We start from the raw sequence: 23,183 nt of genomic DNA, 5'->3' as shown, positions 1-23,183 counted from the left end.
GCAGCGACCGGACACGCGTCGCTGCAGCAAGGTCAGCTATTGATGGACGACGGATCACTCCAACCCCTGATCGAACGGATCGGTGCCCCGCATGTCGAGGCACGACTGAAGATTGAGACCGATCACGATCATCAGCTATTCGGTCAGGGCCTGCTCTTTTTCAATCTCGAAAATTGGCTGACGGCACCTATGATCGTCCGGACGGCCCTCAAGTTGACCGGACTTTACAAGCGCGCTCGGCGTCAGGCAGACCTCGTGACCGTCAAGCACAATGAAATTACATCAGCGCGCCTCCCTGCATCCTTCGATGGTTTCACGATCCTGCAGATCAGTGACTTGCATGTCGATATCAGCGAAGGCGCATTGCAACACCTGATCAGCTTCGTCGGCGGCCTCGCCTACGACATCTGCGTTCTGACCGGCGACTACCGCGGCAAGACCTTCGGCCCGTTCGAGCGCAGCCTCGAAGGCATTTCACAACTACGCGCGCATCTGCGTGGCCCGATCTATGGCGTGCTCGGCAACCATGACACCATTCGCATGACGCCCGCCATGGAAGCTATGGGGATTCGCATGTTGTTTAACGAATGCGAGACAATCACGCGTGGCGGCGCGCAGATCTATCTCGCCGGCGTTGACGACCCGCATTTCTATCGCGCCGACGATATAGCCAAGGCCGCCGCACCCATTCCTGAAGGTGCCTGGTCGATACTGCTATCGCATACGCCGGAGACCTATGCCGAGGCAGCCCACCACGGTTTCGACCTGATGCTCAGCGGCCATACCCATGGCGGCCAGCTCTGCCTGCCCGGAGGATTCGCCATCAAACTGGAGGCGGTGCTGCCGCGCGCGATGGGGGCCGGCGCCTGGCGCTATCAGAACATGGCCGGCTACACCTCTGTCGGCGTCGGCACCAGCCTGTTGCCGGTGCGGCTCAACTGTCCGCCAGAAGTGACTCTACACAGGCTCAAGCGCGCCGGCTGACAGCGCTACTTCCCCGGCCAGACCGGCTTGCGCTTTTCCGCGAACGCCTTGAGGCCTTCCCTGGCATCCTCGGTCATCGCCAGCAGTGCGATCTGGCTTTCGGTGTAGGCGATCGCCTCGTCGAACGACATCGACGCAATCGCGCGCATGGCATATTTGCCGCGGCGGATCGCGGTCGGCGACTTGTCGGTGATGCGGCCGATCAACCAGTCGATCCTGGCGTCCAGTTCTGCGGCCGGCACCACATGGTTGAGCAGTCCCGCCGCCCGCGCGGCGTGGGCGTCGAACGGCTCGCCGGTGATGCACCATTCATTGACCAGACGGCGCGGCGCGATCGTCTGCAGCAGGCTCAGCACCTGCATCGGGAACACCCCGACCTTGACCTCGGGCAGGCCGAACACGGCCGTTTCCGCGGCGACCGCCATGTCGGTCATGCACAGCAGCCCCATGCCGCCGGCCATGCAGGTGCCGTTGACGCGCGCGATCGCTGGCTTGGTGGCCGCTTGCGACAGCCGCAACAGGTCCGCGAAATCGACATTGGGCCTGGAGAAATCGGCGGCGAACGCGGCCCCGGTGTTCTGCAGATCAGCGCCGGCGCAAAATGCCTTGTCGCCGGCGCCGGTCAGCACGATGACGCGGATCGCGGCGTCGTCGTGGGCGTCGCGATAGCCTTGCGCGATGCCGGCGATCACATCGCCATTCATGGCGTTGCGTTTCTCCGGCCGGTTGATCGTGATCCACAGCGCGGCACCGCGCTTTTCCAGAAGAACTGCCATGGTCTGCTCGCTATTCATTGTCCCAAAAGGGGTATCCGTTCACTGCCGCCGCGCCAGCCCCTGCGCGTCGCTGGCCGCGTCTTCTGCCGCAACCGCGCGCTGGTAGCCGTCGCGCTGCTGCAGCCGCGCCCAATAGGCCGCCACCGCCGGTCCGAATTGCGCGGACAGGCCGAGCCGCTGCGCCAGCAGCAGCGCGTATCCGACCGAGATATCCGCCGCCGTGAACCGCCCTGCGCACATGAAGTCCGATGTCGATGTCACCGTCTCGATGACGCGCAGCCGGCCGAGAAACCATTTGGAATAATCCGCGACCACCTGCGGATGGCGGCGCTCCTCCGGCTCCAGTTCGGAATAGCGCAGCACCAGCGTCTGCGGAAAGGTCAGCGTCGCCTCGCCGAAGTGCAGCCAGTTCAGGAATGCGCCGTAATCGGGCTCATCGACGCCGACCGCGAGCGGCGTCGGGCCGTATTTCGTCACCAGATAGTGCGCGATCGCCGCCGATTCCGTCATCCGCGTATCGCCGTCGAGCAGCAGCGGAATGGTGCCGAGCGGATTGAGCGCCAGATATTCCTTCGCCAGCACGCGCGGCGGAAACGGCAGCATCTTCAGTTCGTAGGGAAGTTGCAGTTCCTCCAGCGCCCACAGCGGCCGGAACGAGCGCGCGCGGGCGCAGTGATAGAGCGTGATCATGCGGCGGTTCGTCCCCTGCTGCGCGCGGCCTTGGCCCGCGTCGTCCCGCACTGAGACGCAGGCGCGCGGCTTCGTCAAGCCGGCATCGCTTCGCCTACGACCGGACCTCGACGCGCGGCGGCGGCAGGAGGATGACCTGCGGCCAGAAGAAATAGAACTGCTCCTCGACCGAGAGCGACCAGGTGAGCTCGAGCGGATGCGGCACGGAATGGAACGGGTGGTAGAAATTGAAGGTGTAGGTCAGCAGGCTGAACGTGTCCGGCCCCTTCAGGTGGAAGATGAAGTAGCAGAAGAACACCGTGAGATAATAGATCGAGAAAATCCGCAGCGCGCGGCGACTGTAGAAGTTCTTGAACGAGATATGCCCGGTGGTGGCGCGCTCGCGCAGCAGCAGCCGGGTGATGAAGAAGCCGCAGATCGCGAAGAAGATGTCGAGCGCAACTAAGCCGATCCGCGACACCCGGTTGGCCTTCCACAGGATATTGTAGAGGCCGCTGTCCAGCACATCCCGGGAAATGACAGAAGACGACAACCGGCACTCCGATACCGCTAAAGCCCCGAAGGCCGGGAATTTCTCCAGCCGTTTTTGCGTAGAGCCCAAGATCGACATGATGCTCCCTTGTTTGAATCGGGACTATCAGTCGCGGAATTTCCGGGGGTGAACGCCATCTACATGCCTGCCATCCCGGCCAGAATTTTCGGCGGCAAGCTAAACAAGCCGTTTGCGCAAATGCGACTTCTATCAGGGGGCTTCTGTGATGAGAACCGCGTCCGGTCGGCTGGCCCCGCCAGTTCCTGAGCAGACGATCAACCCGCGAATGGACAAGTGCGGGTGGACGAACACGCTTGCTGGTGGTTACCGCGGGTTGGCAAAAGCCCACCAGCGCTATCCAAGTTGTGTTTCCGATTGACACATCGCTGGGCGATAGTAACGTAGCGGGCACACTGCTCGCGTTCGAATATTACAGCCGGATATACCTAGTCATTGATGTGGTCGGCTATCAGTCGGCTTTGATTAAGCGGGAGACGCTCGATGCGGCCGAGGAATTTGACGGGCGGTACGGACGATCCCGCCTTCGATACGTTCCGCTTCGACGCCCCCCTCTTCGACAGCACCATCGGCCATCCCGCAATCACACCTGCGTCCGAAGCGTCCAATCCGCTGGCTCAGGGGACGTCCGATTCCATGTGGGACGGCGCACCGCCGGCTGAATTGACCACTCATAGCGATTACGTCACGTTCGGCGGCAAATGGGGACCGTCTTCGGCCTTCGGCACCACCGGCGGAACGGTGACCTGGAGCCTGGCCGGCGCCGGCTTGTCGAATGCCTCCGGCTATGCGCCCTGGTTCACCGGCAACACGGTCGCTCTGTCGAGCTTCCTCGGCTTCGACTATACTGCGGTCTTGACTCAGGCTTTCGCCGCCTGGTCGACCGTCGCCAATATCAATTTCGTCCAGGTCGCCGACGGCGGCGGCAATATGGGCACGGGCGCAACGGCTAATATCCGCATCAGCGGCGGCTATATCGACGGGGCGACCGGCTCTAACATCCTTGCTACCGCATGGAGCCCGGGCAGCGGCACCTCAGGAAGCTCCGCGCTTTCCGGCGATGTCAATTTCGACAACGGAAATACCTGGACGGCCAGCATGTTTCTCGCGGTGGCGACGCATGAGATTGGCCACTCGCTAGGTCTGGACCACACGTCGGTGGTGGGTTCGATCATGCTGCCGATCTACAATCCCTCGATCACCACGCCGCAGGCGGATGACATCGCGGGAATGCAGGCGATCTACGGCGCCAGAGCCGGTGCGCCGGGGCCGACAGACGATTACGGCGATGTGTCTAGTGCAGTTGCCCTCGCTTACGGACAGGTCAGCGTCAACGCTACCGCCACCGGCACGCTCGAGACCATCGGTGATCGCGATACTTTCTCGGTCACCCTGCAGCAAGGCCGCAGCTACTGGATCAACGTACAGGGTGCGCGCAGCGGCAATGGCACGCTGCAGGATCCCTATGTCAGAGTCACCGGCGGAGGACTGTCGGCGGAGAACGATGACGCTGCCATCAGCAACACGGATTCCCGCGTGCGGTTCACGCCAATATTCACAGGGATTTTCAACATCTCGGTCGGCGCCTACGCTGACAACGGAACCGGAACCTACACCGTCACCGTTTCCGGCCGCGCCACAGCGCCGCTGGACTTCCGCGCTGATGGCATCAGCGACCTGCTGTGGAGCAATTCCACGACGGGCCAAATTGGATTGTGGAATCCCGATGGAGGCTCCGGCTTCGGCTTCGAAACGATCAATCAGGGAGACCCAAGCTGGCAGTTGCTGGGCACCGGGGATTTCAACAACGATTCCCGCGCCGACATGGTGTGGCGCAATGTTTCCAATGGCGCCGTTGGACTGTGGAACAGCAATGGCTCCGGCGGCTTCACGTATCAGGTGAATAACCCCGGTGATATGAACTGGCAGATCCAGGGAATTGCCGACCTCAATGCCGATGGCCGGTCCGATTTGATCTGGACCAACCCGATAAGCGGCCAGCTCGGTATCTGGTACACTGGTGTCTCCGGCAGTTTCACCTATCAGGTCATAGGCCAAACAGACCGCAACTGGCAGATCGCCGGCACCGGCGACTTCAACAACGACGGCAGAGCCGACATCTTGTGGCGCAATACGGTGACGTCGCAATCCGGCCTCTGGTACTCGACTGGGTCCGGATTCAGCGTGGCTATATTCGGCCAGTCGACGGATTCGTCGTGGCAGATTCAGGGGACCGACGATTTCAATGGCGATGGCCGCGCCGATATTCTGTGGAGGAACCTCAGCAGCGGCCAGCTCGGGTTCTGGACCAACAACGGCTCCGGCGGCTTTACCTATCGCACGGTCGACGTCGGCGATCAGAACTGGCAGATCCGAGGCACCGGCGATTATAACGGCGACGGCCGCAGCGATCTGTTCTGGGGCAATGCCGCCACGGGCCAGGTCGGCATGTGGTACACATCGGCTTCGGGCGGGTTCACCACCCAGATCGTCAACCAGGGCGATCCGGCGTGGGGCACGATCGAGGGCAACGACCTGCTGGTGGCTAGCCCCTCGCACCCAATCCTGATCGGCACGCCTGGCGCCACCACCTTCGCCATTCGTCCCGGCTCCGGCGTGGACGGCATCTACAACTTCGAGACGACGCAGGATGTCTTGCAGTTCAGCCCGTCGGTGTTCGCCAACTTCGCTGCAGCGATGTCGCATGCAAGCCAGGTCGGCGCCAATACGGTGTTTTCGATCGACGCGAACAATTCCGTGACACTGGCGAATATCGATCGCAACACGCTGACGACGACCAACTTCCGGTTTGCCTGATATCGATCGCTGACCGCCGGATCGCAATGGCCAGTTTGCGAAATCCGGTTGCGCCTGGTTATTGCCGAAAATTGGCCGGACATTCAGGACTGGCAGCTCCGATTGGCGTTTTCAACTGCGGCTTCCCTTTCTCTATTGCAAATCGCAGAGAAGCGTTGATGAACTGCTGCCATGTCCACTGATCAGCCCCATCCGACCGATTCCGGGCTATCAATCCTGGTTGGATTGCTGCGCTTCCACGGCTTCGGCGTCGATCCCCAGCAGTTGCACCACCGGCTCGGCAGCCAGGCGGTTGGGATTCCCGAGATGCTGCGTTGTGCCAAAGACCTTGGCCTGAAAGCCCGGGCCTATCGCACCAGGTGGGACCGGCTGGCTGCGACCCCGCTGCCAGGCATCGCGGTGCTACGCGACGGTTCGTTCGTGTTTCTCGGCAAGGTCGTCGGCGACCAGGCGATGGTGCAATCGCCTACCGATCCGCGGCTGCAACTGGTCAGCCGCGAGGACTTCGAGACGGTGTGGGACGGCCAGCTCGTCCTGATGGCGCGCCGCGTCGGGCTGACCGATCTGTCGCGGCGGTTCGACATCACCTGGTTCTTCGGCGCGATCCACAAATATCGCCACACCTTCGGCCGCGTCCTGATCGCCTCATTCTTTCTGCAACTGTTCGCGCTGGTATCGCCGCTGTTCTTCCAGGTGGTGATCGACAAGGTGCTGGTGCATCGCAGTCTGAGCACCCTCGACGTGCTGGTGATCGGCCTCGTGACGATCTCGGTGTTCGAGACCGTGCTCGGCATCCTGCGTACCTATCTGTTCGCCCACACCACCAACCGGATCGACGTCGAACTCGGCGCGCGTTTGTTCAGGCACCTGATGGCGCTACCGATCGCCTATTTCCAGGCGCGCCGGGTCGGCGATTCCGTGGCGCGGGTGCGGGAGCTGGAAAACATCCGCAACTTCCTCACCAGCTCGGCCCTGACGCTGATCATCGATCTGTTCTTCACCTTTGTCTTCCTGGCGGTGATGTTTCTGTATTCGCCCTGGCTGGCGTTTCTGGTGCTGGCGTCGTTCCCGTTCTACATCGGCATCTCGGCCTTTGCCGCGCCGCTGTTCCAGCGTCGGCTCGATGAGAAATTCACCCGCGGCGCCGAGAACCAGGCGTTCCTGGTCGAGAGCGTCAACGGCATCGAGACGCTGAAAGCGATGGCCGTCGAGCCGCAGATGCAGCGCCGCTGGGAGGAGCAGCTCGCCGGCTATGTTACCGCGAGCTTCCGCGTGCTCAGCCTCGGCAATACCGCCAGCGAACTGGTGCAGTTCGTCAACCGCATCGTCACCGCCGCCGTGCTGTTCTTCGGCGCCAAGCTGGTAATCGCCGGTACGCTCACGGTCGGCGAGCTCGTTGCCTTCAACATCCTCGCCGGCCGGGTCAGCGCGCCGGTGCTGCGGCTAGCGCAGATCTGGCAGGACTTTCATCAGGCGCGATTGTCGATCGCCCGGCTCGGCGACATTCTCAACACCACGCCGGAGCCGATCCACAATCCCGGGCAGACCGCGCTGCCGGCGATCCGCGGCGCCGTCACCTTCGACCACGTCTCCTTCCGCTACCGGCTCGATGGCCCCGAAGTGATGCACGACATCACGCTCAGCGTGCCCGCCGGCCAAGTGGTCGGCATCGTCGGCCCGTCCGGCTCCGGCAAGAGCACCTTCGCCAAGCTGGTGCAACGGCTCTACGTGCCGGAGAGCGGCCGCGTTCTGGTCGACGGCATCGACCTCAATGTCGTCGATCCCGCCTGGCTGCGCCGGCAGATCGGGGTGGTCCTGCAGGAGAACGTGCTGTTCAACTGCTCGGTGCGCGACAACATCGCGCTAGCCGACCCGGCGATGCCGATCGAGCGCATCATCGAGGCGGCGAAGCTTGCCGGCGCACACGACTTCATCCTCGAACTGCCCAACGGCTACGACGCCGTGCTCGGCGAACGCGGGTCCAACCTGTCGGGCGGCCAGCGCCAGCGCGTCGCGATTGCGCGTGCACTGGTGATGAACCCACGGATACTGATCTTCGACGAGGCGACCAGCGCGCTCGACTATGAAAGCGAACGGATCATCCAGCAGAACATGCCGCAGATCGCCAGGGGGCGCACCATCTTCATCGTCGCGCATCGCCTCTCAACGGTGCGCTGGACCAACCGCATCATCACCATCGATCGCGGCCGCGTGGTGGAAGACGGCAGCCACGACGAGCTGATCAAATCCGGCGGGCGTTACGCATCGCTGCACCGGCTGCAGGCAGGTCTCCATGAAGTCCGCTGAAGCCAAGGTGGTCCCGATCAAGCCGAAGCGCAGCAGCGACGAACTCGCCTTCCTGCCGGCCGCGCTCGAGATCGTGGAAACGCCGGCGCCGCCGCTGGTCGGCGCGGTGGCCGCGGTACTGATCGCATTGTTCTGCCTGGCGCTGGCCTGGGCCTCGCTGGGCAAGATTGACATTGTGGCGTCTGCGCCAGGGCGAGTCATTCCGACGGGACGGGTCAAGACCATCCAGCCGTTTGAAACCGGCGTGGTGCGCGCGATCCGGGTGCGCGACGGGCAGACGGTAAAGGCCGGCGACGTCATGATCGAACTCGATCCCACCGTCACCGAAGCCGAACTCAAGCATCTGCAGAACGACCTCACCGTCGCCACGCTCGAAAGCGCCCGGCTCGCCACCGTGCTCGCAGAGGGCGATCCGCTCGCGGCGTTCAGGCCGCCGGCCGGCGCCAGCGCCAGCCAGGTCGCGATCCAGCGGCGATATCTGGTCGAGCAGGTCGAGGAGCAGCGCGCCAAGCAGGCCGGGCTGGAGTTGCAGAAGGTCAAGAAAGACGCCGAACTGGCCACCGCGACCGCCACGATCAGCAAGCTTGAGGCAGTGCTGCCGATCCTGCAGCAGCGCGTCTCGATCCGGCAGCAACTGTTCGACAAGGAGGTCGGCTCCAAGGTCAATTACCTGGAAATCCTGCAGGCCTATACCGAGGCGCAACAGGAGCTCGCCGTGCAGAGGAGCCGCGTCCGCGAAGCCGAGATTGCGCTGGCCGGAATCGTCGAGAGCGCGGCTCAGTCGCGCGCCGAATTCCGACGCACGCTGTCCACCGAACTGGTGGAGTCGCAGCGCAAGATCGCGGGGCTCAGCGAGGATGTGATCAAGGCCGCACAGCGCACCGTCCTGCAGAACCTGACGGCGCCGGTCGACGGCACCGTGCAGCAACTCGCTGTCCATACCGTCGGCGGCGTGGTGACGCCGGCGCAGGCGCTGCTGGTGATCGTGCCGGCCGACAGCAATCTGGAAATCGAGGCGATGATCTCCAACCGCGACATCGGCTTCGTCCATGTCGGACAGGAGGTCGCGATCAAGGTCGACACCTTCAACTTCACGCGCTACGGGCTGCTGCATGGCCGCGTGATCAGCGTGTCGCAGGACGCCATCGCCCGTGACCGTCAGCAGGACGGCGCGGGCGGCGACAAGAATGCCAAGGACGACGGCAGCGGTCAAAAGTCCGATCAGCTATCCTATGCCGGCCGGATTTCGCTCGACAGCAGCACGATGCAGATCGATGAGAACATCGTGAACCTGTCGCCGGGAATGGCCGTTACCACCGAGATCAAGACGGGTTCACGGTCGGTGATGAGCTATCTTCTCTCGCCACTGTTGCGCTACAAGCAGGAAAGCCTGCGGGAACGCTAACCCTCGCAGCGTCGCGATGCGACGACGTTACGATGCGGGCCGGCCAGCCAGCGCCTTTTCCAGATAGGCGATCTCGCGCGCGATCTCGGCCATCAGCGGCACGGGATCTTCCTCCGGCACCAGATGCTTCTTGTCGTAAGTGCCGTCCTGAAGCTGCTGCAGCATCTCGACGCGCTTGGCGTGGAACGCCGTCAACTTGTCGAAGTCTTTCCGCTCGGCATATTTGTCGATCAGTCTCTCGAAGGCCTGGCTCATGCGGTTACCTACTGGAGCGCCATGCCGGCGCGGTGACCCCGCTTCCCACACATTGCCGGAACGCGCAAACGGCGCCCGACGCCATGGATAATTTCACTGGTCGCGGAAGCCGCGACCACTCAGGATTTGAAGTCTTCCGGCTTCAACTCGATCGGCGCGCCGTGCGGCGTGCGGTCGGCGGCGTGGTCCCAGGCGTCACGGTAGCGATGCTGGGTGTCGGTGCTGGCGATGCCCTTCTCGGCGATCAGGGTTTCCAGCGATGCCAGCCAGTGCTGGTAATAGGTCTCGCCGGTGTCCGCGTCGCCTGCGGCCTGCGCCCGCTTGATCTCGGTGGCCAGCGTCGCCGCCCATTCGGTCCAGGAGAACAGCCCGCCCGCGTGCAGCGCCACGGCCATCGCAAAGGCTTGCGCCTCCCACGGTTCGCGAAATACCGGCCCATCCTGATCGCAGGGAATGCCGGGCACGGCGATGAATGCCCCTATGCCGGCCTGTGGGTTGAGCGTCATCATGCCGGTTCCAGATACGAATCCCAGGCGTCGACCGAGACGGTCGCCGACGCATCGCCGTCGTCGCCCCACAACTCGCGGCCGTCGAAGGCGACGGTGTAGAGCCATTGCGGCTGTTCGCCCTGCCCCATCGCATGGCTGTCCGGAAACACGTGCGCGCCGTGCAACCGTTCGATCACACCGACATGGCCGCGGACATATTGCGGCAGCCGCGTATGGGTCGGTGGATGCATCACGCGGGCGCGAACCCGGTCGCCGATGGCGAAGCGCGCCGGCAAATCCGTCGAACGCAGCGTCGGCCCGCCCTTGCGCAGCATCGCCGCGACATGGCCGGCCTTCAGCACCGGCACGTCCTTGCGCGGCAACAGCACCTGGCTTGTCTCGATTTCCTCAGGGGAGACCAATCCGCGTTCGGCCATCAATCGCTCGATGCCAACGAGCCAGATCTGGAAATAGCTCTTGCCGAGATATTCGACTGCCGGCCGGTTCTCACGGGCAAAGCGCGAGGCGTCGATATTCCACTGGCCGGGCCGGGCCATCGCCAGCGTCATCGCGAAAGTGCGGCGTTCCCATTCGGCGTGAAACACCGGTTCGTTCGGCTCGGGCTGCACCGCGCCAAAACCGAATGCGCCGCCCATGTCATGCGCGCCGTCCATCAGGCGACCCCGGCCGGCGGACGGGCGAGCCCGGTGCCGATCATGCTGTCGCGGGTGACGAGTTCGGCGAGTTGTTCCTCGCTCATGCCTTCGCTGCCCGCGGGCCGCAGGGGCACCACGAGGTAGCGGATCTCGGCGGTGGAATCCCACACCTTGATCTTCGTCGCCTCGGGCAGCGTGACGTCGAAATCTTTGAGCACGCCGCGCGGGTCCTTTACGGCACGCGAGCGATACGGCGCAGCCTTGTACCAGACCGGCGGCAGGCCGAGCACCGGCCACGGGTAACAGGAGCACAATGTGCAAACGACCATGTTGTGCAGGTCGGGCGTGTTCTCGACCGCGACGATGTGTTCGCCCTGCCGGCCGGCATAGCCGAGTTCGAGAATCGCCGGCGTGGCGTCGGCCAGCAATCGCGCGCGATAGGCCGGATCGCTCCACGCCCGCGCGATCACCTGGGCACCGTTGCGCGGGCCCACCTTGGTCTCGTAGGTCTGGATCAGTTCGTCGAGTGCGGCCGGATCGACATAGCCCTTCTCGGTCAGGATGCTTTCCAGCGCGCGCACGCGCAACTCGGTCTCGGACAGCTCCGAGTGCTCGTGGTCATGGTCGTGGTGATGATGGTGGTCGTGACCGGACATGGCATCTCCTACGAGGCCATCCTATCGCAGTCGCCGCCGGCAGCAAGGCGCAAAAGCCAGGCCACCGGTTCCATCGCGGCAAGGCAATGCTACCGGCGCAGGCTTTGGCCGCTCAGTCGCCACAGTTTCTTGTCGCTGGTCGAGACGGCGACGGCCCCGTTGGCGAGCGCGGTCACAATGTCGTCGCGGCCGCAAATGAAGCCCGACGCCATGATCGGCGGCATCGCCTTGCGCGATGACGCCGAAATCAGGGACAGCATCGGCGCCGGCATCAGCTGAACCAGATTGGGCTCGCTTTGCTCCAGCGCCGCAACGCTTCTCGGAAAGGTCGAACGATCCGTGACGAAAACCTTTTGAACGGCCACGAGTCCGGATTTCTTGGCGCGCTGCACGGTCGCAACGCGCGTCGAAACCAGCCCCTTGGCGCCAATCTCGGCGAGATAATCGATCCCGCCTTTGTCCTGGGAAAGCCCATCGCAACTGTCGATGTTCACGATGGGGTATTTGTCGGCATCCAGAAGGGACTGAATCACTGACCGCAGTTTACGCAGCTCGAAGTTCGCGACGATCGAAATTTCGGCTTCGCCAGCGATGAAATCATCGATGTGCTCGGCACCATAGAGCGTCGCGATAACCGGGTGTCGCGTTAACCGTAAGGCCAGTGATTTGTCCATCCTCGCTATTTACGAGGAAGAAGACACATTGTCACTCAGTCCAAGCTTTCCCGGATTGAGAATGTTCTTCGGATCGAACGCATGTTTCACGGTCTGCAATGCCGGGAACGCCGTTCCCAGCGATTCGGCCATGTAGGGCGCGCGCAGCAATCCAATGCCGTGGTGATGGCTGAGGGCAGCGCGGTACTTGATCAGAACCGCGTTCGCCGCGTCCCAGGCGGCGCGGTACCACTCGCCGCGCTTCTCGACTGCAACTTCTCCGCGCAGAGAGAAGTAAAGGCAGGCGCCGTCCACATAGGCGTGAGACTGATGCGCCGAGCCGGCGAGCGTGCCCGGGACGGCATTGATGGCCGCAACCACCTCGTCGTAGATCGCCGGCAGATCGCTCCACCGGCCGCTCATCTCGAGCGTATCGGCGACGAAACCCGGGCTGGGCTTGAAGCCTTCGGCGCTCTTGCCGGTCAGGTAGCGGGTGTCCAGCCAACGCTCCAGGATGACGGCGTCGTCGAGCTTCTCGCCGAGTTCCTCGCAGGCCTTCTGGCTGATCGTCATCACGGCATCGACCATCTCCTGCGCGCCTTCATCGGCGATCAGAAGCACGTTGCTGTCCGGCAGACCGAACTGAACGCCGCTCTCGAGATTGTCGTACAGCCGCAGTGCAGCCGGATTGGCGCCGCGCTGCATGATCTGCCGGCAGGCTTCCAGACCAATCGCGAAGGTCTTGAAACCGTAGGCGATGGCGCGGCCGTAGTCCGGCAGGCGGTGCAGTTTCAGGCGGGCGCGAACAACGATGCCCAGCGTGCCCTCGGAGCCGATGAACAGCTGAAGCAGGTCGGGACCAAGTGCTGCGCGCGAATAGTCGCCGATCGTGATCAGGCTGCCGTCCGCGAGAACGACGTCCAGACCGAACACCATGTCCTCGATCTTGCCATAGCGCGTGGAAAGCTGGCCGGCGCCGCGGCAGGCGACCCAGCCGCCGACGGTGCTGATCGCGAAGGACGACGGCCAGTGGCCCATCGTCATCTTGTAGTCGCGCTGGATCATCTCTTCGAAGACATCGCCGAACATGCCGGCTTCGACTTCAACGATCTGGCTGTCCGCATCGAAGCTAACGAGCTTGTTCAGCTCGCAGAGGTCGAGAACGATGCCGCCACGAACCGGCAACGCCGCGCCGGTGACATTGCTGCGCCCGGCCGAAACCGTGAGCGGAATTGACGCGTTGTTGGCGATGCGCATGACCGCCTGAACCTGCTTGACGGTCGACACCTTGACGATGACGCCGTTCGGCGTGGCAGGCTTGCCCGCGGTCTCGGTGACCATCGATCCGGCCCACCAGTCGCGGGTCCAGGCCACCACATCGGCGGCGTCCGTCATCACCTCGTCGGCGGCGGCACGCAGCAGCGCCACGACATCGGCACTGACAACAATCGGATCACGCTGCAAACCGGGCGTCGTGGACGGACCCGTCAGGCGCGCCACGAAAGCCGGCGGCGTGTGGGCACCGACGACATAATTGCCACGGTTGTAGCCACGGCGGATTGCATCTTTACTAAGCATCTATTTAACTCCCATTAGAACTGATTTCTCATGCGCGACACTGGCGAGGTACGTCCTCACCTGATCCGCAACAGACTGGTCTGAAAGCCCGAGTTCGGACTTGAGGATTTCGCCGACGCGGGGCGCCGCTCGCGCGGACGCGTCGCGCGCCATCAAGCGGGCCCGCATCCGGCGCGACAGCACGTCGTCGATGCTGCCGGCCATCTCGTGACGGATGGCGTAGACCACCTCCGCCTCGCTGTGCGGAAGGCCCTCGACGATCGGCGTCGCAAGCTTCTCGTCAGCCTGAAGGATGTCGCTGACGAAACGCGCTTCAGTGCCGTAGCGTTCGCCGAGATGCGCCTGCATGCCGCCGGAGGCCACGATGGCCTGCGAGTCGTAGCCGGGCGCGCCCAGCAAATAGGCCTTCTTGGTCGAGCATCCGGCTTTTTTGCTGATCACCTTCTGCGCGGCGTCGATGGTTTCTTCGGCCATGTGGCGCGATGTCGTGAGTTTTCCGCCGACGACCGTAACGAGGCCGTCCGCCGCGATATCGATCTTGTGGTTGCGCTTGATCTCCAGCGTCTTGCCACCGGGAGGCGCCACCAGCGGACGGCAGCCGGCAATGCTGCCGACGACGTCTTCCGGAGCAATATCGGTCTTCAGTGCGGAGCGCGCTCCCTCCAGAAGAAAGTCGAGTTCCTCGCGCGTGCACAGCACGTCGTCGAGATCACCCGTGTAATCTTCGTCGGTCGTACCGAGATAGGAGACGTTGCCCCATCGGGTAATGGTGGCGCGTCGGCTACGCCCCGGCACCGGAATGGTGACGGTGCAATCGTTGCGAATTTTCAGCCAGGGAACGGCGACGTGCACGCCCTTCGCCGGCCTGATCTCAAGCGTCTTGGCCTCGCCCTTCTTGATGCCGCTCCAATCCCGGAGCCAGACGCCTGTCGCCATCACGACGACCGCCGCCCTTACCTGAATTTCGCGGTCGCCCGCCTGAACGATAGCGCCGTCCACTTTGCCGCGCGCATCGCGGGTGATCTCGACGGCCTTCGTGTGGTTCACGATGGTCGCGCCATGAAAGGCCGCGGTGCGGGCGAGATTCAGCGTCAGGCGGGCGTCATCGACGCGAGCGTCGAAATACATCAACCCGCCCATCAGATCGTCCTCCTTGAAGGTAGGACAATGCGAAAGCACCTCTGCCTTGCTCAACCGCTGGTGCAACACGCCTTCACGCCAGCCACCGGCGAGATCGTAGGTCCACAACAGGCCCTCGAACGCCTTGGCGAAGCGCTTGTCGAACACACCGGCCTTTTCCATGATCGGAAACAGGAACGGAAGGCGCTGCACGAGATGGCTTGCGTTGCGGCGGAGCCGCTGACGCTCGAGCAGAGAATGACGCACCAGGCCAAGATTGCCTTGCTCGATGTAACGCAGGCCGCCGTGGACCATCTTCGAGGATTTCGACGACGTGCCGGACGCGAAATCGTCCTTCTCAACCAGCGCCACGCGGAATCCGCGCAGCGCCGCATCCATCGCGGAATAGGCGCCGGTTACACCGCCGCCGATGATGAGGATGTCGAACCGGTCGCTTTCGAGACGATCGAGATTCTCTTTGCGATCAAATTTTTGCGGCTCGACGCCCGTCATCGCCGCGCGGTCGCGGCTGGGCTTCAATGATGGAAGAAAATTCATCGATCAGTACTCCGATTGACCAGCGCCGAAGGTGCCGGCGTGTTCGAGTTCCGACTTCACGCGCGAATGCCAGAGTGCACGCCGCTCCTTGCGCTGGTCGGCGCTGATGGCGGGTTCGAAAACCTGTTCTTCAGAGCTTGAGCCCTCGTCGCGTGGGATGGCGTCCCACAAAAGGCCAGACGAACCCGCGAGATAGGCTGCGCCCCGCAGCGTCGCGCGTGCGGTGTTCGGCTTGCGCCGGATTGGCACGCCAATGAGGTCGGCCTGAATCTGCAGAAGCGTATCGCTGGCTGACAATCCCCCGCCCACAATCAATTCGGAGACGTCCACGCCGGACACTTCCTCGTTAGACGTAAGACAGGTCGCCACGGAGTGCGCGATGCCTTCGAGGATTGCGAAAGCGATTTCCGCGCGCGTCGATGCCATCGAGATGCCGGTGAGCGACGCCCGCGCATTGGGCTGCATCTCCGGCACGCGCAATCCTGTGAGCGCCGGCAGGAACGTCACGCCGCGCGCCGACTTTGCCTCTGCCGCAAAACGGCTGATCTCGGTCGCATTTTCGAACCAGTGAAGCTTCTCGCAGACCCAATCAAGCGCGGATCCGGTGGTCGCCACAAAGGTTTCGACGGCAAAGTGCGACGTATCGTGGGCGCGGCGCGCCACCATCGTCATCGTGCCGCTGTAGAGCCCGACATTCGACGGCTGAGCCGCGCCGATGACGAGGTCGACGAAGCTGCCGGTGCCGTGGATGCACATGGATTGTCCGCGATCCAGACACCCCAACCCGATCGCGCCGGCGTGCTGGTCGCCCATGCTGGCCAGGATCGGCACATCGATGCCGAGCAGGCTGGAATTGGTCCGTCCGAAGTCGTCCGCGTCAGAACGGATTTCCGGCAGCAACGAGTGCGGAAATTTCAGTGCGTCGAGCCAGTCGAGTTGATAGCGGTGCTCAGCCAGCACGTAGGCGCCGGCAGAGGTCGCATTCGTCGGGGTCGTGACATGGATCCGATCGCTCGACAGGTGCCACAGCAGCCAGGTATCGACCGTGCCGAAGCACAGCCGCCCCTCGGCAAACGCCTGCGCGATGGCAGGCGTCTCCGCGATGTGCCGCGCCGCCCAGATATAGGGTGAGCGCACGCCGCCGGGCCGCCCGACCTGCCGGGACAGGATCTTGTCCCAGGTCGGTGCGAGCAGATCCAGCGCGCCGACATATCGCGAATCTTGCCAGACCATGGCGGGCACGAGTGCCCGCCCGGTATTCTTGTCCCACAGCACGGCCGTTGCTCGCTGCGTGGCGATAGCAAGCGCAACGATGCGCTTGCCCTCGCTTGCCGCCTGCGAAATCGTCGCCAGACACGCTGCCACCGTCTTGTCGAGGATGGCGTTCGCGTCCTGCTCGACGACGCCGGGTCGCGGCGTATCGACCTGCAACGGCAGGTATTCCAGACAGGATACGTGGCCGTCGCGAGAGACCGTCGCGGCACGGGTGCCGGACGTTCCCTCGTCGATCGCCAGGATCACATCTTCCCGGGCGTCACTCATCAGGCGCTCGCGACCACGGGCTTCAGCGGAGCCTTCACCTTATCGCCTTCGAACTGCGGCGCATCGGGTTCGTTGTCCGGGTTGATCGTCGTCCGCGTCGGATCCCACTTGATCGAGAAGCAGATGACGCTGGCGATGAACGGAACGGCCGACAGGATCAGGAACGTCTGGTTGAGACCGTACCATTCCCTGAACAGCGGGAACACCAGCAAGCCAACGGCTGCACCGATCGATCCCATGGCGCCGATCACACCGTTGGCACCAGCCCGCAGTTCGCCGCGGAATGACAGCGAGGAAAGGCTCTTGCCGTTCGCGCCGGGACCGCCCGAATGGAACAGGATGAACAGGCACGGCACGAAAGCAGCAAGCCAGATCGGCAGCTTGTCACTGAACAGACCCAGAATGAGCAGCATGACGAACACGGCCGCAAATCCGAAGGCCGAAGCACGACGCAGGCCCAGCTTCTTGCCGATCGTCGGCGACATGAACCCACCGAAGATGCCGAACACGTTGAACAGAAGCGCGCCGAGCGTTGCCCAGATGAAGTCCTTGCCAAACATCGCCGCACTGATCAGCGGAAGATACCAGCCGACCGCGAAGTACTGGATGGACTGGCCAATCTGGACGGTCGCCGCCAGGATCGTACGCGGCAGGTAGACGCCGCGGAAGATCAGCAGCACGTTAGCCAGACCACGGCGAGCCTGGTTGGCGACCGGAATGCGCTCTTCGACCGGAGCCGCCACGAAGGTCTGTCCGTAAATGCGGGTCATGGCCTTGGCCGCTTCGACGAGACGTTCCTTGCGGGCAAGCCAGACCGGGCTTTCCACCAGGTATACGTACTGCAGAACAAGCACGACGACGGCGACGACAGCCGTGGCAGCCACGGAGTAACGCCAGATTGAATCGCCGACGTTCCACGAGTAGAACAGCATCGCCAGCAGCAGGTTGCTGCAGACGGCGGTGTACCACATGCCCTGCCAGGTGTTCAGACGGCTCTTGAAACGAACCGGCGTGAATTCAGCAAGCACGGCCATCGCGATGGCGAAATCGATGCCGTAGGCGGCGCCCACGAAGAAGCGACCGACGAGGATGGTTTCGAAATTCGAGGCGAACATCACGAGGGCCGCGCCGGTGATGGCGAACACTTTCGCCAGGATCAGCGGACGCACACGGCCCCAACGATCGGCCATCCAGCCACCGATCGGATTGAAGGCGATCGCCACCCACGAGGCGAAAGAGGTCATGAGAGCAACTTGCGCGGCGGCGAGATGAAGGTCCCGCGTCATGGGACCGAGGCCGGCGCTCAGGGCTGAGTTTGAAAATGCGTCGAGGAAAAGGCCGCCAAGGGCCAGCCACCAGATGACGCCCGCCCTACCGGAAATACCGGTACGCGAATCGATGTACGCAAGTACATCGTCGATGCCGCGAATTTTTAGTGTGTTGGATTGCATTGCTAACCTCCCCAGAATTTTTTGAATCTGTAAGGGGGTCAGCAAAAAAACCACAAGCAAGGTGACCATCTTACAGACAGTCTTAAATCTTGCTTCTGTCCAAGCAACCTATGTCGGCGGTTTCCGGTTGTCAAACAGCGTCGTTCAACGCGCCGTTCTAACCTGTGCGTATCTTGGTGCGCGGGACGCAGTGAGCATCGGCCACATCGCATGACATCGTCGCATGCCGCGACTCCGGCATGCCGACGAAGTTGCCTGCGAGAAAAACCCGCTCCCCCGTTTTGCGCGCAAGGGTCGGCAGTTCTTGCGAATGCGAGCTACGACCTCACCGAACGTATTCTGCCGAGTCGTCGAAGGTATCTTTTGATGCCAGCGAGCGCCGACACATGATGCATCGCGCGACAAGTAGCGAAGCACACCATGCACATCAAAACGGCAAACAGGAATGCAACCGCGTTCCGTATTCAATGTTCCGTTTTCTTAATCGGATGTCCGGCATCGGTGATATCGCAGGATTTTCGCGCCGGGATCCAGGAGGTGCGGACGTGACCCGGCGCGCGGTGACCGCGATGTTCTGCGATTTCATTAATGGATCTTTTCGTTCGGCGCCAGCTCCATGCTGTCGCTCAATGTGTAGCAAGACTATGCAGATTGAGAAAATTTCGAAAGCGCAGCGATTTTCAAATTTCCTTTGGAGTAAAGTCAGTAATTGCCGATAATACGGCCGCACGCGGCGAACTATTCTTTGTTATCGCACCGCGTGTATCGCTCGAAGATGCGCTCGATATCTCCTGCATCTTTCGCCGACAGATTTTTATCTACTGCGAGAGAAGCGACATCACGCGGCGATGCACGTCGAACAAACGCGGGTCTTCGGGATCGCGGGGTCGCGGAAGATCTACCTCGATCGTCGCGATGGTGCGGGCGGGCTTGCCGCCGAGCACGACGATCCTGTCGGCCAGAAAAGCGGCCTCCAGCATGTTGTGCGTCACCAGCAGGCCGGTCGGCGGCGCCTCCAGCCACATGTCCTGCATGAGAATGCGCAGCCGCCGCGCAGTCAGTTCGTCGAGCGCGCTGAACGGCTCGTCGAGCAAGAGTATTTCCGGCTCGATCGCAAACGCCCTCGCGATGGCGACGCGCTGACGCTGGCCGCCGGAGAGCGCACCGGGATAGGCATCGGCATAATCCTGCAAGCCGACCTGCGTCAGCAGCCGATTCGTCCGTGCCGTATCCCTGCCGGCCGCCTTCGACACCAGATCGACATTGGCGCGTACCGTTCGCCAGTCCAGCAGCCGCGGCTGCTGAAACACCATGCCGAGGCGACGCGGAGGCCCGCCACGGCCGGTATCGATGAGGCCATGATCGGGGCGTTCCAGCCCGGCGGCGATATGCAGCAGCGTGGTCTTGCCGACGCCGGATGGCCCAACAAACGCGACCAGTTCGCCCGCCTCGATCTCAAGATCGAAATCGTGCAGCACATTTTCGCGACGGCCGGAATTATGGCGCGTAAAGCTTTTGCCAATCCCCGAGAACGTGATCACCGCCGTCATAGTTCTGGAATCCGGCGCCATGCTGAAAAGTGCCGTTCCAGCGATTGCAGGATGCCGTATTCGATCGCCACCATCACCGCCCAGAATACGATGGTCCAGGCGAGCACGCCGGCGACATTCTGCGAGCTGAACTCGGAGTTCAACTGGTAGCCGACGCCGTTCGAGAGGCCGAACAGTTCGACCAGCACGATTACCTTCCATCCCAGCGACAGCCCGACCCGCGCGCCACCGATCAGATGCGGGATCAGGCTGGGGATCCAGATGTGGACGAGCCTGTCGCGCGTCGAAAGCTTGAACACATGCGCCATTTCCACAATCTCGGAGTCGACCGCGCGCATGCCCTGCAGCACGTGCAGGATCATCACCGGAGCCACACCCAATGCGATCGCCACGACGGGGGTGGCGAGGCTGACGCCGAACCAGATCACGCACAGCAGCGCCCAGACAAGGCCGGGAACGGTGAGGCCGAGGATGATGGCGGGATCGCAGAACCGCCGGAACGCCGGGCTTAGTCCCGCAGCGATGCCGACCACCAGTGAGATCGCGAAGGCAACGCCGAACCCCACGACGATCCGTCCAAGCGTGATTCCGATCTGACGGAGAGCGAAGCCGCCGAGCGCCAGTCGCCAGACCTCGCCTGCAATCTCGCCGACATCCGGCACCAGCGGACTGGCGGTCAGGCGCGCCATGGTTTCCCAGAGTGCCAGCAGGCAAAGACAGAACAGGACCGACGGCAGCCCAAGAACTGCGATGCGCCGAACTCCCGAGCCGGCAACCGAGCTTGTTGCCGACCGCGGCTCGGCGGCCTGCCCTTGCACCAGGTCGGCCATTACGCCTTTCCGAGCGCGAGGCCGTCATACAGCGGACGGTTTGGGACAGCATCCAGCAGACCAAGTTTCACGGCGACCTCGATTTGCTTGTCGATCGCGCTCCAGACGCTCTGATCCCATTCGGTGGGGTAGACATCGGCAAGCCTCACCGGCAGCAGGCCGATCGCAGTGGCCTCCTTCGGCCGCAGGCCCATTTCTCCCGCATGTTCGACGAACAGCTTTGGATTGTCCTGCAGGGCGCCGTTGGCCGCCGCGAAAAGCCGGGAGACGGAGCTCGCGATACTGCGGTTTGCGGTCAGCCACGTCTTGTTGGCGGCGAGGCCGACGAGAAACGGCGCGGCAGACGAACCGGATCCGTCCCGCCAGATATCGCCAATCCGGGCGAGTTCGCGCGCGCCAGAGCCCACGGCGCGCGTCGCCGTTGGTTCTACGACGATGACGGCATCGACGTCGCCGCGGTCGAAAAGTGCCAGATTGGCCGTCGGCGGCCCGAAGAACACCTCAAAATCGCGTTCGATGTCGATGCCGATCAGCGACAGCGCGAGCCGGGCCTGCTGATAGGTTTCGGTGGTCTTCGGCTGAGTGGCGATCTTCTTGCCGACCAGATCTGCTGGCTTGCGGAACGGGCTGTCGGCCTTGACGATGATGCGGCCGTGATTGTTGAGCGCGGGACCGAACAGCGTGATTTCGCTGCCCTTGCGTGCCAGCGTCGCCAGCCCGATCGCACCGAACACGCCGACGTCGAGCGACCCGGCGGCAAGCTGCACCTGCATCTGGCCGGGATCGCCGGCGACCCAGTTGATGTCGAAGTCCGAACTCAACGACGACGGCAGCGTGGATATCGCCGCCCTCCAGATTGAGCCTGCGCTGCCGGGCGTCGGCAAAGTGATGTTCACCGTCGGCCTCGATGCGGCAACGGCGGGGCTGAACACCAGCGGCGCGGTGGAAAGCCCGGCGATGCCTGCCAGCACGTTCCGGCGTGTCGGCAAGCGGGATGCTGTACGCCTGTTGTCGTTTGAACTCATGTCCGCGTCTCGTTCTCTGTGACTCAAAGTGGATGCCGTCGGGCACCGTGGCCCGACGGCAGTACGATCAGGAAACGACGAGGGTGTCGTGGCTGTTGCGCCCATCGGTGAAGCCGCGGTCCTTCATCCAGTGATAGGCCGGATCGAACAGCTCCGGCGAATAGCGCTGCGCGTGCGTGTAGCGCACGAAGCGCCCGTCGAGTTCCTCCGGGCTGATGTCATCCTTGGCAATCGCCACGATGTAATGGGCGTAGCGCTTGAAGTCGGCGTTGATCAGGTCGACGGCCTGATCCAGAACCTTGAAATATCGATCGAGATCGAGCGGCTGCAGATCCGGCGATACGATCTCCGCCCCGCGATAGAACGTCAGCGCGATCAGGTGCGCGCCCTGCTTCAGCGCCAGGCTGATGAACGGCTCCATCACCGTGACGGCGCGGACCCTGCCCTCTTTCATCGCCTGCAGCCGCACCTCCGGCGCACCGATATGCGTCGTGACGATCTCGTCTTTCGGGATGGCGCCTTCGAGCAGGCCGATCGTCGTGTAATGCGATCCCGTGAAGTCGTTGATGCCAATGGCGACGCCCGCCAAGTCACGCGGCGACTGCAACTGGGCATCGAACGACACGATCGCCTGCGCTGCAATGGCAGGCCGCAGAGCAGCGATCTTGCCGCGGCCAGCGCCGCGCTCTAGCCGATCGATGCCACCCCACTCGCAGACATTGAAGCTCTCGGCGGAGCCGGCCTCGAACAACGCCTCCTTCTGGCGCTTGAGCACGTCGTGCTCGAGCTTGTCGTGATCGCCGTATTTCACGGAGTAATCGACATCGAGGCCGGCCTTGGTGAACAGGCCATGCTCGAGCGCGACAAGAACCGGGAGATCGAATACCGGCGGGTTCGGTGAAATGCGGATTTTCGTAACGAGATCGTTGACGGACGCCATGTTGTACCTCGGGTTGGCGGCGCGTACCGATGGGCTGCTTCATGAGCAGCGCCGGCAACAGCGGCGCAGTGACAAGGCCGAAGGCTAGGACATGACTTCGAGAGAGTGCTTTCGAATTGGCGGGCGCAATCGAAACGAATGGGCGACTTCACCCGCGCAGTGGAGAATGTCTTTCCGGCATTACGATCGAACGATCGCGACTAGTCAGCGGATTGCCTGCTGCACTGGCACCACATTAACGAGACCGTTGAGAATCTGGATGAGTTATTTTCGCCTGCGGCGGCGGTCGCGGCGATAGTTATCGCCCAATGCAGCAAATGAATATGGAATTGACCGAGCGCGATGCCACGCCC

The 23,183-nt window shown here is 62.9% G+C and carries 21 protein-coding genes; 5 read left to right on the top strand and 16 right to left on the bottom strand.

Going from position 1 to position 23,183, the window contains the following annotated elements; translation table 11 throughout:
• Window positions 1-42: 42 nt before the first annotated feature.
• Window positions 43-984 (top strand): metallophosphoesterase, encoded by a 942-nt coding sequence (locus JWQ24_RS10135; RefSeq protein ID WP_299807217.1) that lies wholly within the window; start codon window positions 43-45, stop codon window positions 982-984.
• 5 nt (window positions 985-989) lie between these two features.
• On the opposite strand, the gene JWQ24_RS10130 is transcribed toward JWQ24_RS10135, so the two are convergent.
• The 3 genes from JWQ24_RS10130 to JWQ24_RS10120 all read right to left on the bottom strand — a co-directional run bounded on the left by JWQ24_RS10130 (window position 990) and on the right by JWQ24_RS10120 (window position 3,060).
• Window positions 990-1,760, bottom strand: a complete 771-nt coding sequence (locus tag JWQ24_RS10130; protein ID WP_299807215.1) for an enoyl-CoA hydratase/isomerase family protein — start codon at window positions 1,758-1,760, stop codon at window positions 990-992.
• Window positions 1,761-1,799: 39 nt separating this feature from the next.
• On the bottom strand, window positions 1,800-2,450 hold the full coding sequence (locus JWQ24_RS10125) for a glutathione S-transferase family protein (RefSeq protein ID WP_299807214.1): 651 nt from the start codon (window positions 2,448-2,450) through the stop codon (window positions 1,800-1,802).
• A 94-nt stretch (window positions 2,451-2,544) separates the two neighbouring features.
• A complete protein-coding gene (locus tag JWQ24_RS10120) occupies window positions 2,545-3,060 on the bottom strand; it encodes an acyltransferase (protein WP_299807212.1) in 516 nt (171 codons plus the stop codon).
• Window positions 3,061-3,483: 423 nt separating this feature from the next.
• Between JWQ24_RS10120 and JWQ24_RS10115 the strand changes: the two genes are divergently transcribed.
• The 3 genes from JWQ24_RS10115 to JWQ24_RS10105 all read left to right on the top strand — a co-directional run bounded on the left by JWQ24_RS10115 (window position 3,484) and on the right by JWQ24_RS10105 (window position 9,529).
• A complete protein-coding gene (locus JWQ24_RS10115) occupies window positions 3,484-5,817 on the top strand; it encodes a matrixin family metalloprotease (RefSeq protein ID WP_299807210.1) in 2,334 nt (777 codons plus the stop codon).
• Between the two features lie 171 nt (window positions 5,818-5,988).
• Window positions 5,989-8,124, top strand: a complete 2,136-nt coding sequence (locus JWQ24_RS10110) for a type I secretion system permease/ATPase (protein ID WP_299807208.1) — start codon at window positions 5,989-5,991, stop codon at window positions 8,122-8,124.
• Window positions 8,111-9,529: an HlyD family type I secretion periplasmic adaptor subunit gene (locus JWQ24_RS10105; protein WP_299807205.1), complete on the top strand. Its 1,419-nt coding sequence runs from the start codon at window positions 8,111-8,113 to the stop codon at window positions 9,527-9,529. The genes JWQ24_RS10110 and JWQ24_RS10105 overlap by 14 nt, the downstream gene beginning before the upstream one ends.
• Window positions 9,530-9,556: 27 nt before the next feature.
• Here JWQ24_RS10105 and JWQ24_RS10100 read toward each other — a convergent pair whose 3' ends face one another.
• The 12 genes from JWQ24_RS10100 to JWQ24_RS10045 all read right to left on the bottom strand — a co-directional run bounded on the left by JWQ24_RS10100 (window position 9,557) and on the right by JWQ24_RS10045 (window position 21,686).
• Window positions 9,557-9,784 (bottom strand): hypothetical protein, encoded by a 228-nt coding sequence (locus tag JWQ24_RS10100; RefSeq protein ID WP_299807203.1) that lies wholly within the window; start codon window positions 9,782-9,784, stop codon window positions 9,557-9,559.
• A gap of 119 nt (window positions 9,785-9,903) precedes the next feature.
• On the bottom strand, window positions 9,904-10,290 hold the full coding sequence (locus tag JWQ24_RS10095) for a nitrile hydratase accessory protein (RefSeq protein WP_299807282.1): 387 nt from the start codon (window positions 10,288-10,290) through the stop codon (window positions 9,904-9,906).
• Window positions 10,290-10,946: a nitrile hydratase subunit beta gene (gene nthB, locus JWQ24_RS10090; RefSeq protein WP_299807201.1), complete on the bottom strand. Its 657-nt coding sequence runs from the start codon at window positions 10,944-10,946 to the stop codon at window positions 10,290-10,292. The genes JWQ24_RS10095 and nthB overlap by 1 nt, the downstream gene beginning before the upstream one ends.
• Entirely contained in the window at window positions 10,946-11,584 is a 639-nt protein-coding gene (gene nthA / locus JWQ24_RS10085; RefSeq protein WP_299807199.1) for a nitrile hydratase subunit alpha, read from the bottom strand. The genes nthB and nthA overlap by 1 nt, the downstream gene beginning before the upstream one ends.
• An 89-nt stretch (window positions 11,585-11,673) precedes the next feature.
• A complete protein-coding gene (locus JWQ24_RS10080; RefSeq protein ID WP_299807197.1) occupies window positions 11,674-12,258 on the bottom strand; it encodes a glycerol-3-phosphate responsive antiterminator in 585 nt (194 codons plus the stop codon).
• Window positions 12,259-12,267: 9 nt separating this feature from the next.
• Window positions 12,268-13,815, bottom strand: a complete 1,548-nt coding sequence (locus JWQ24_RS10075; RefSeq protein WP_299807195.1) for an FAD-binding oxidoreductase — start codon at window positions 13,813-13,815, stop codon at window positions 12,268-12,270.
• Window positions 13,816-15,492 carry a glycerol-3-phosphate dehydrogenase/oxidase gene (locus JWQ24_RS10070; RefSeq protein WP_299807193.1) on the bottom strand — a complete coding sequence of 559 codons (1,677 nt, stop codon included), beginning with the start codon at window positions 15,490-15,492 and terminating at the stop codon, window positions 13,816-13,818.
• Between the two features lie 3 nt (window positions 15,493-15,495).
• Window positions 15,496-17,034: an FGGY family carbohydrate kinase gene (locus JWQ24_RS10065; protein WP_299807191.1), complete on the bottom strand. Its 1,539-nt coding sequence runs from the start codon at window positions 17,032-17,034 to the stop codon at window positions 15,496-15,498.
• Window positions 17,034-18,554, bottom strand: coding sequence for an MFS transporter (locus tag JWQ24_RS10060; RefSeq protein WP_299807189.1), 1,521 nt, complete (start codon window positions 18,552-18,554; stop codon window positions 17,034-17,036). Before JWQ24_RS10060 ends, JWQ24_RS10065 begins: the two co-directional genes overlap by 1 nt.
• A gap of 749 nt (window positions 18,555-19,303) precedes the next feature.
• Window positions 19,304-20,035: an ABC transporter ATP-binding protein gene (locus tag JWQ24_RS10055; RefSeq protein ID WP_299807188.1), complete on the bottom strand. Its 732-nt coding sequence runs from the start codon at window positions 20,033-20,035 to the stop codon at window positions 19,304-19,306.
• The gene (locus tag JWQ24_RS10050; RefSeq protein WP_299807186.1) at window positions 20,032-20,865 is read right to left on the bottom strand and encodes an ABC transporter permease subunit; all 834 of its coding nucleotides are present in this window, start codon (window positions 20,863-20,865) and stop codon (window positions 20,032-20,034) included. Before JWQ24_RS10050 ends, JWQ24_RS10055 begins: the two co-directional genes overlap by 4 nt.
• On the bottom strand, window positions 20,865-21,686 hold the full coding sequence (locus JWQ24_RS10045; protein ID WP_299807184.1) for a PhnD/SsuA/transferrin family substrate-binding protein: 822 nt from the start codon (window positions 21,684-21,686) through the stop codon (window positions 20,865-20,867). Before JWQ24_RS10045 ends, JWQ24_RS10050 begins: the two co-directional genes overlap by 1 nt.
• On the opposite strand from JWQ24_RS10045, the gene JWQ24_RS10040 reads away from it, so the two are divergent.
• Window positions 21,667-21,912 carry a hypothetical protein gene (locus JWQ24_RS10040; RefSeq protein WP_299807182.1) on the top strand — a complete coding sequence of 82 codons (246 nt, stop codon included), beginning with the start codon at window positions 21,667-21,669 and terminating at the stop codon, window positions 21,910-21,912. The genes JWQ24_RS10045 and JWQ24_RS10040 overlap by 20 nt on opposite strands.
• Before the next feature lie 45 nt (window positions 21,913-21,957).
• Here JWQ24_RS10040 and JWQ24_RS10035 read toward each other — a convergent pair whose 3' ends face one another.
• Window positions 21,958-22,830, bottom strand: a complete 873-nt coding sequence (locus JWQ24_RS10035; protein ID WP_299807180.1) for a hypothetical protein — start codon at window positions 22,828-22,830, stop codon at window positions 21,958-21,960.
• Window positions 22,831-23,183: the final 353 nt, after the last annotated feature.

The sequence above is a fragment of the Tardiphaga sp. genome (assembly GCF_028290495.1).
Taxonomy (GTDB): Bacteria; Pseudomonadota; Alphaproteobacteria; order Rhizobiales; family Xanthobacteraceae; genus Tardiphaga.
This window is presented reverse-complemented; position numbering and strand designations above follow the sequence as displayed.

Coding starts and splice junctions, on each gene's coding strand:
- JWQ24_RS10135 (WP_299807217.1), top strand. CDS start 43: ATGGACGACGGATCACTCCAACCCCTGATCGAACGGATCGGTGCCCCG.
- JWQ24_RS10130 (WP_299807215.1), bottom strand. CDS start 1,760: ATGGCAGTTCTTCTGGAAAAGCGCGGTGCCGCGCTGTGGATCACGATC.
- JWQ24_RS10125 (WP_299807214.1), bottom strand. CDS start 2,450: ATGATCACGCTCTATCACTGCGCCCGCGCGCGCTCGTTCCGGCCGCTG.
- JWQ24_RS10120 (WP_299807212.1), bottom strand. CDS start 3,060: ATGTCGATCTTGGGCTCTACGCAAAAACGGCTGGAGAAATTCCCGGCC.
- JWQ24_RS10115 (WP_299807210.1), top strand. CDS start 3,484: ATGCGGCCGAGGAATTTGACGGGCGGTACGGACGATCCCGCCTTCGAT.
- JWQ24_RS10110 (WP_299807208.1), top strand. CDS start 5,989: ATGTCCACTGATCAGCCCCATCCGACCGATTCCGGGCTATCAATCCTG.
- JWQ24_RS10105 (WP_299807205.1), top strand. CDS start 8,111: ATGAAGTCCGCTGAAGCCAAGGTGGTCCCGATCAAGCCGAAGCGCAGC.
- JWQ24_RS10100 (WP_299807203.1), bottom strand. CDS start 9,784: ATGAGCCAGGCCTTCGAGAGACTGATCGACAAATATGCCGAGCGGAAA.
- JWQ24_RS10095 (WP_299807282.1), bottom strand. CDS start 10,290: ATGACGCTCAACCCACAGGCCGGCATAGGGGCATTCATCGCCGTGCCC.
- nthB (WP_299807201.1), bottom strand. CDS start 10,946: ATGGACGGCGCGCATGACATGGGCGGCGCATTCGGTTTTGGCGCGGTG.
- nthA (WP_299807199.1), bottom strand. CDS start 11,584: ATGTCCGGTCACGACCACCATCATCACCACGACCATGACCACGAGCAC.
- JWQ24_RS10080 (WP_299807197.1), bottom strand. CDS start 12,258: ATGGACAAATCACTGGCCTTACGGTTAACGCGACACCCGGTTATCGCG.
- JWQ24_RS10075 (WP_299807195.1), bottom strand. CDS start 13,815: ATGCTTAGTAAAGATGCAATCCGCCGTGGCTACAACCGTGGCAATTAT.
- JWQ24_RS10070 (WP_299807193.1), bottom strand. CDS start 15,492: ATGAATTTTCTTCCATCATTGAAGCCCAGCCGCGACCGCGCGGCGATG.
- JWQ24_RS10065 (WP_299807191.1), bottom strand. CDS start 17,034: ATGAGTGACGCCCGGGAAGATGTGATCCTGGCGATCGACGAGGGAACG.
- JWQ24_RS10060 (WP_299807189.1), bottom strand. CDS start 18,554: ATGGTCACCTTGCTTGTGGTTTTTTTGCTGACCCCCTTACAGATTCAA.
- JWQ24_RS10055 (WP_299807188.1), bottom strand. CDS start 20,035: ATGACGGCGGTGATCACGTTCTCGGGGATTGGCAAAAGCTTTACGCGC.
- JWQ24_RS10050 (WP_299807186.1), bottom strand. CDS start 20,865: ATGGCCGACCTGGTGCAAGGGCAGGCCGCCGAGCCGCGGTCGGCAACA.
- JWQ24_RS10040 (WP_299807182.1), top strand. CDS start 21,667: ATGTCGAAGTCCGAACTCAACGACGACGGCAGCGTGGATATCGCCGCC.
- JWQ24_RS10035 (WP_299807180.1), bottom strand. CDS start 22,830: ATGGCGTCCGTCAACGATCTCGTTACGAAAATCCGCATTTCACCGAAC.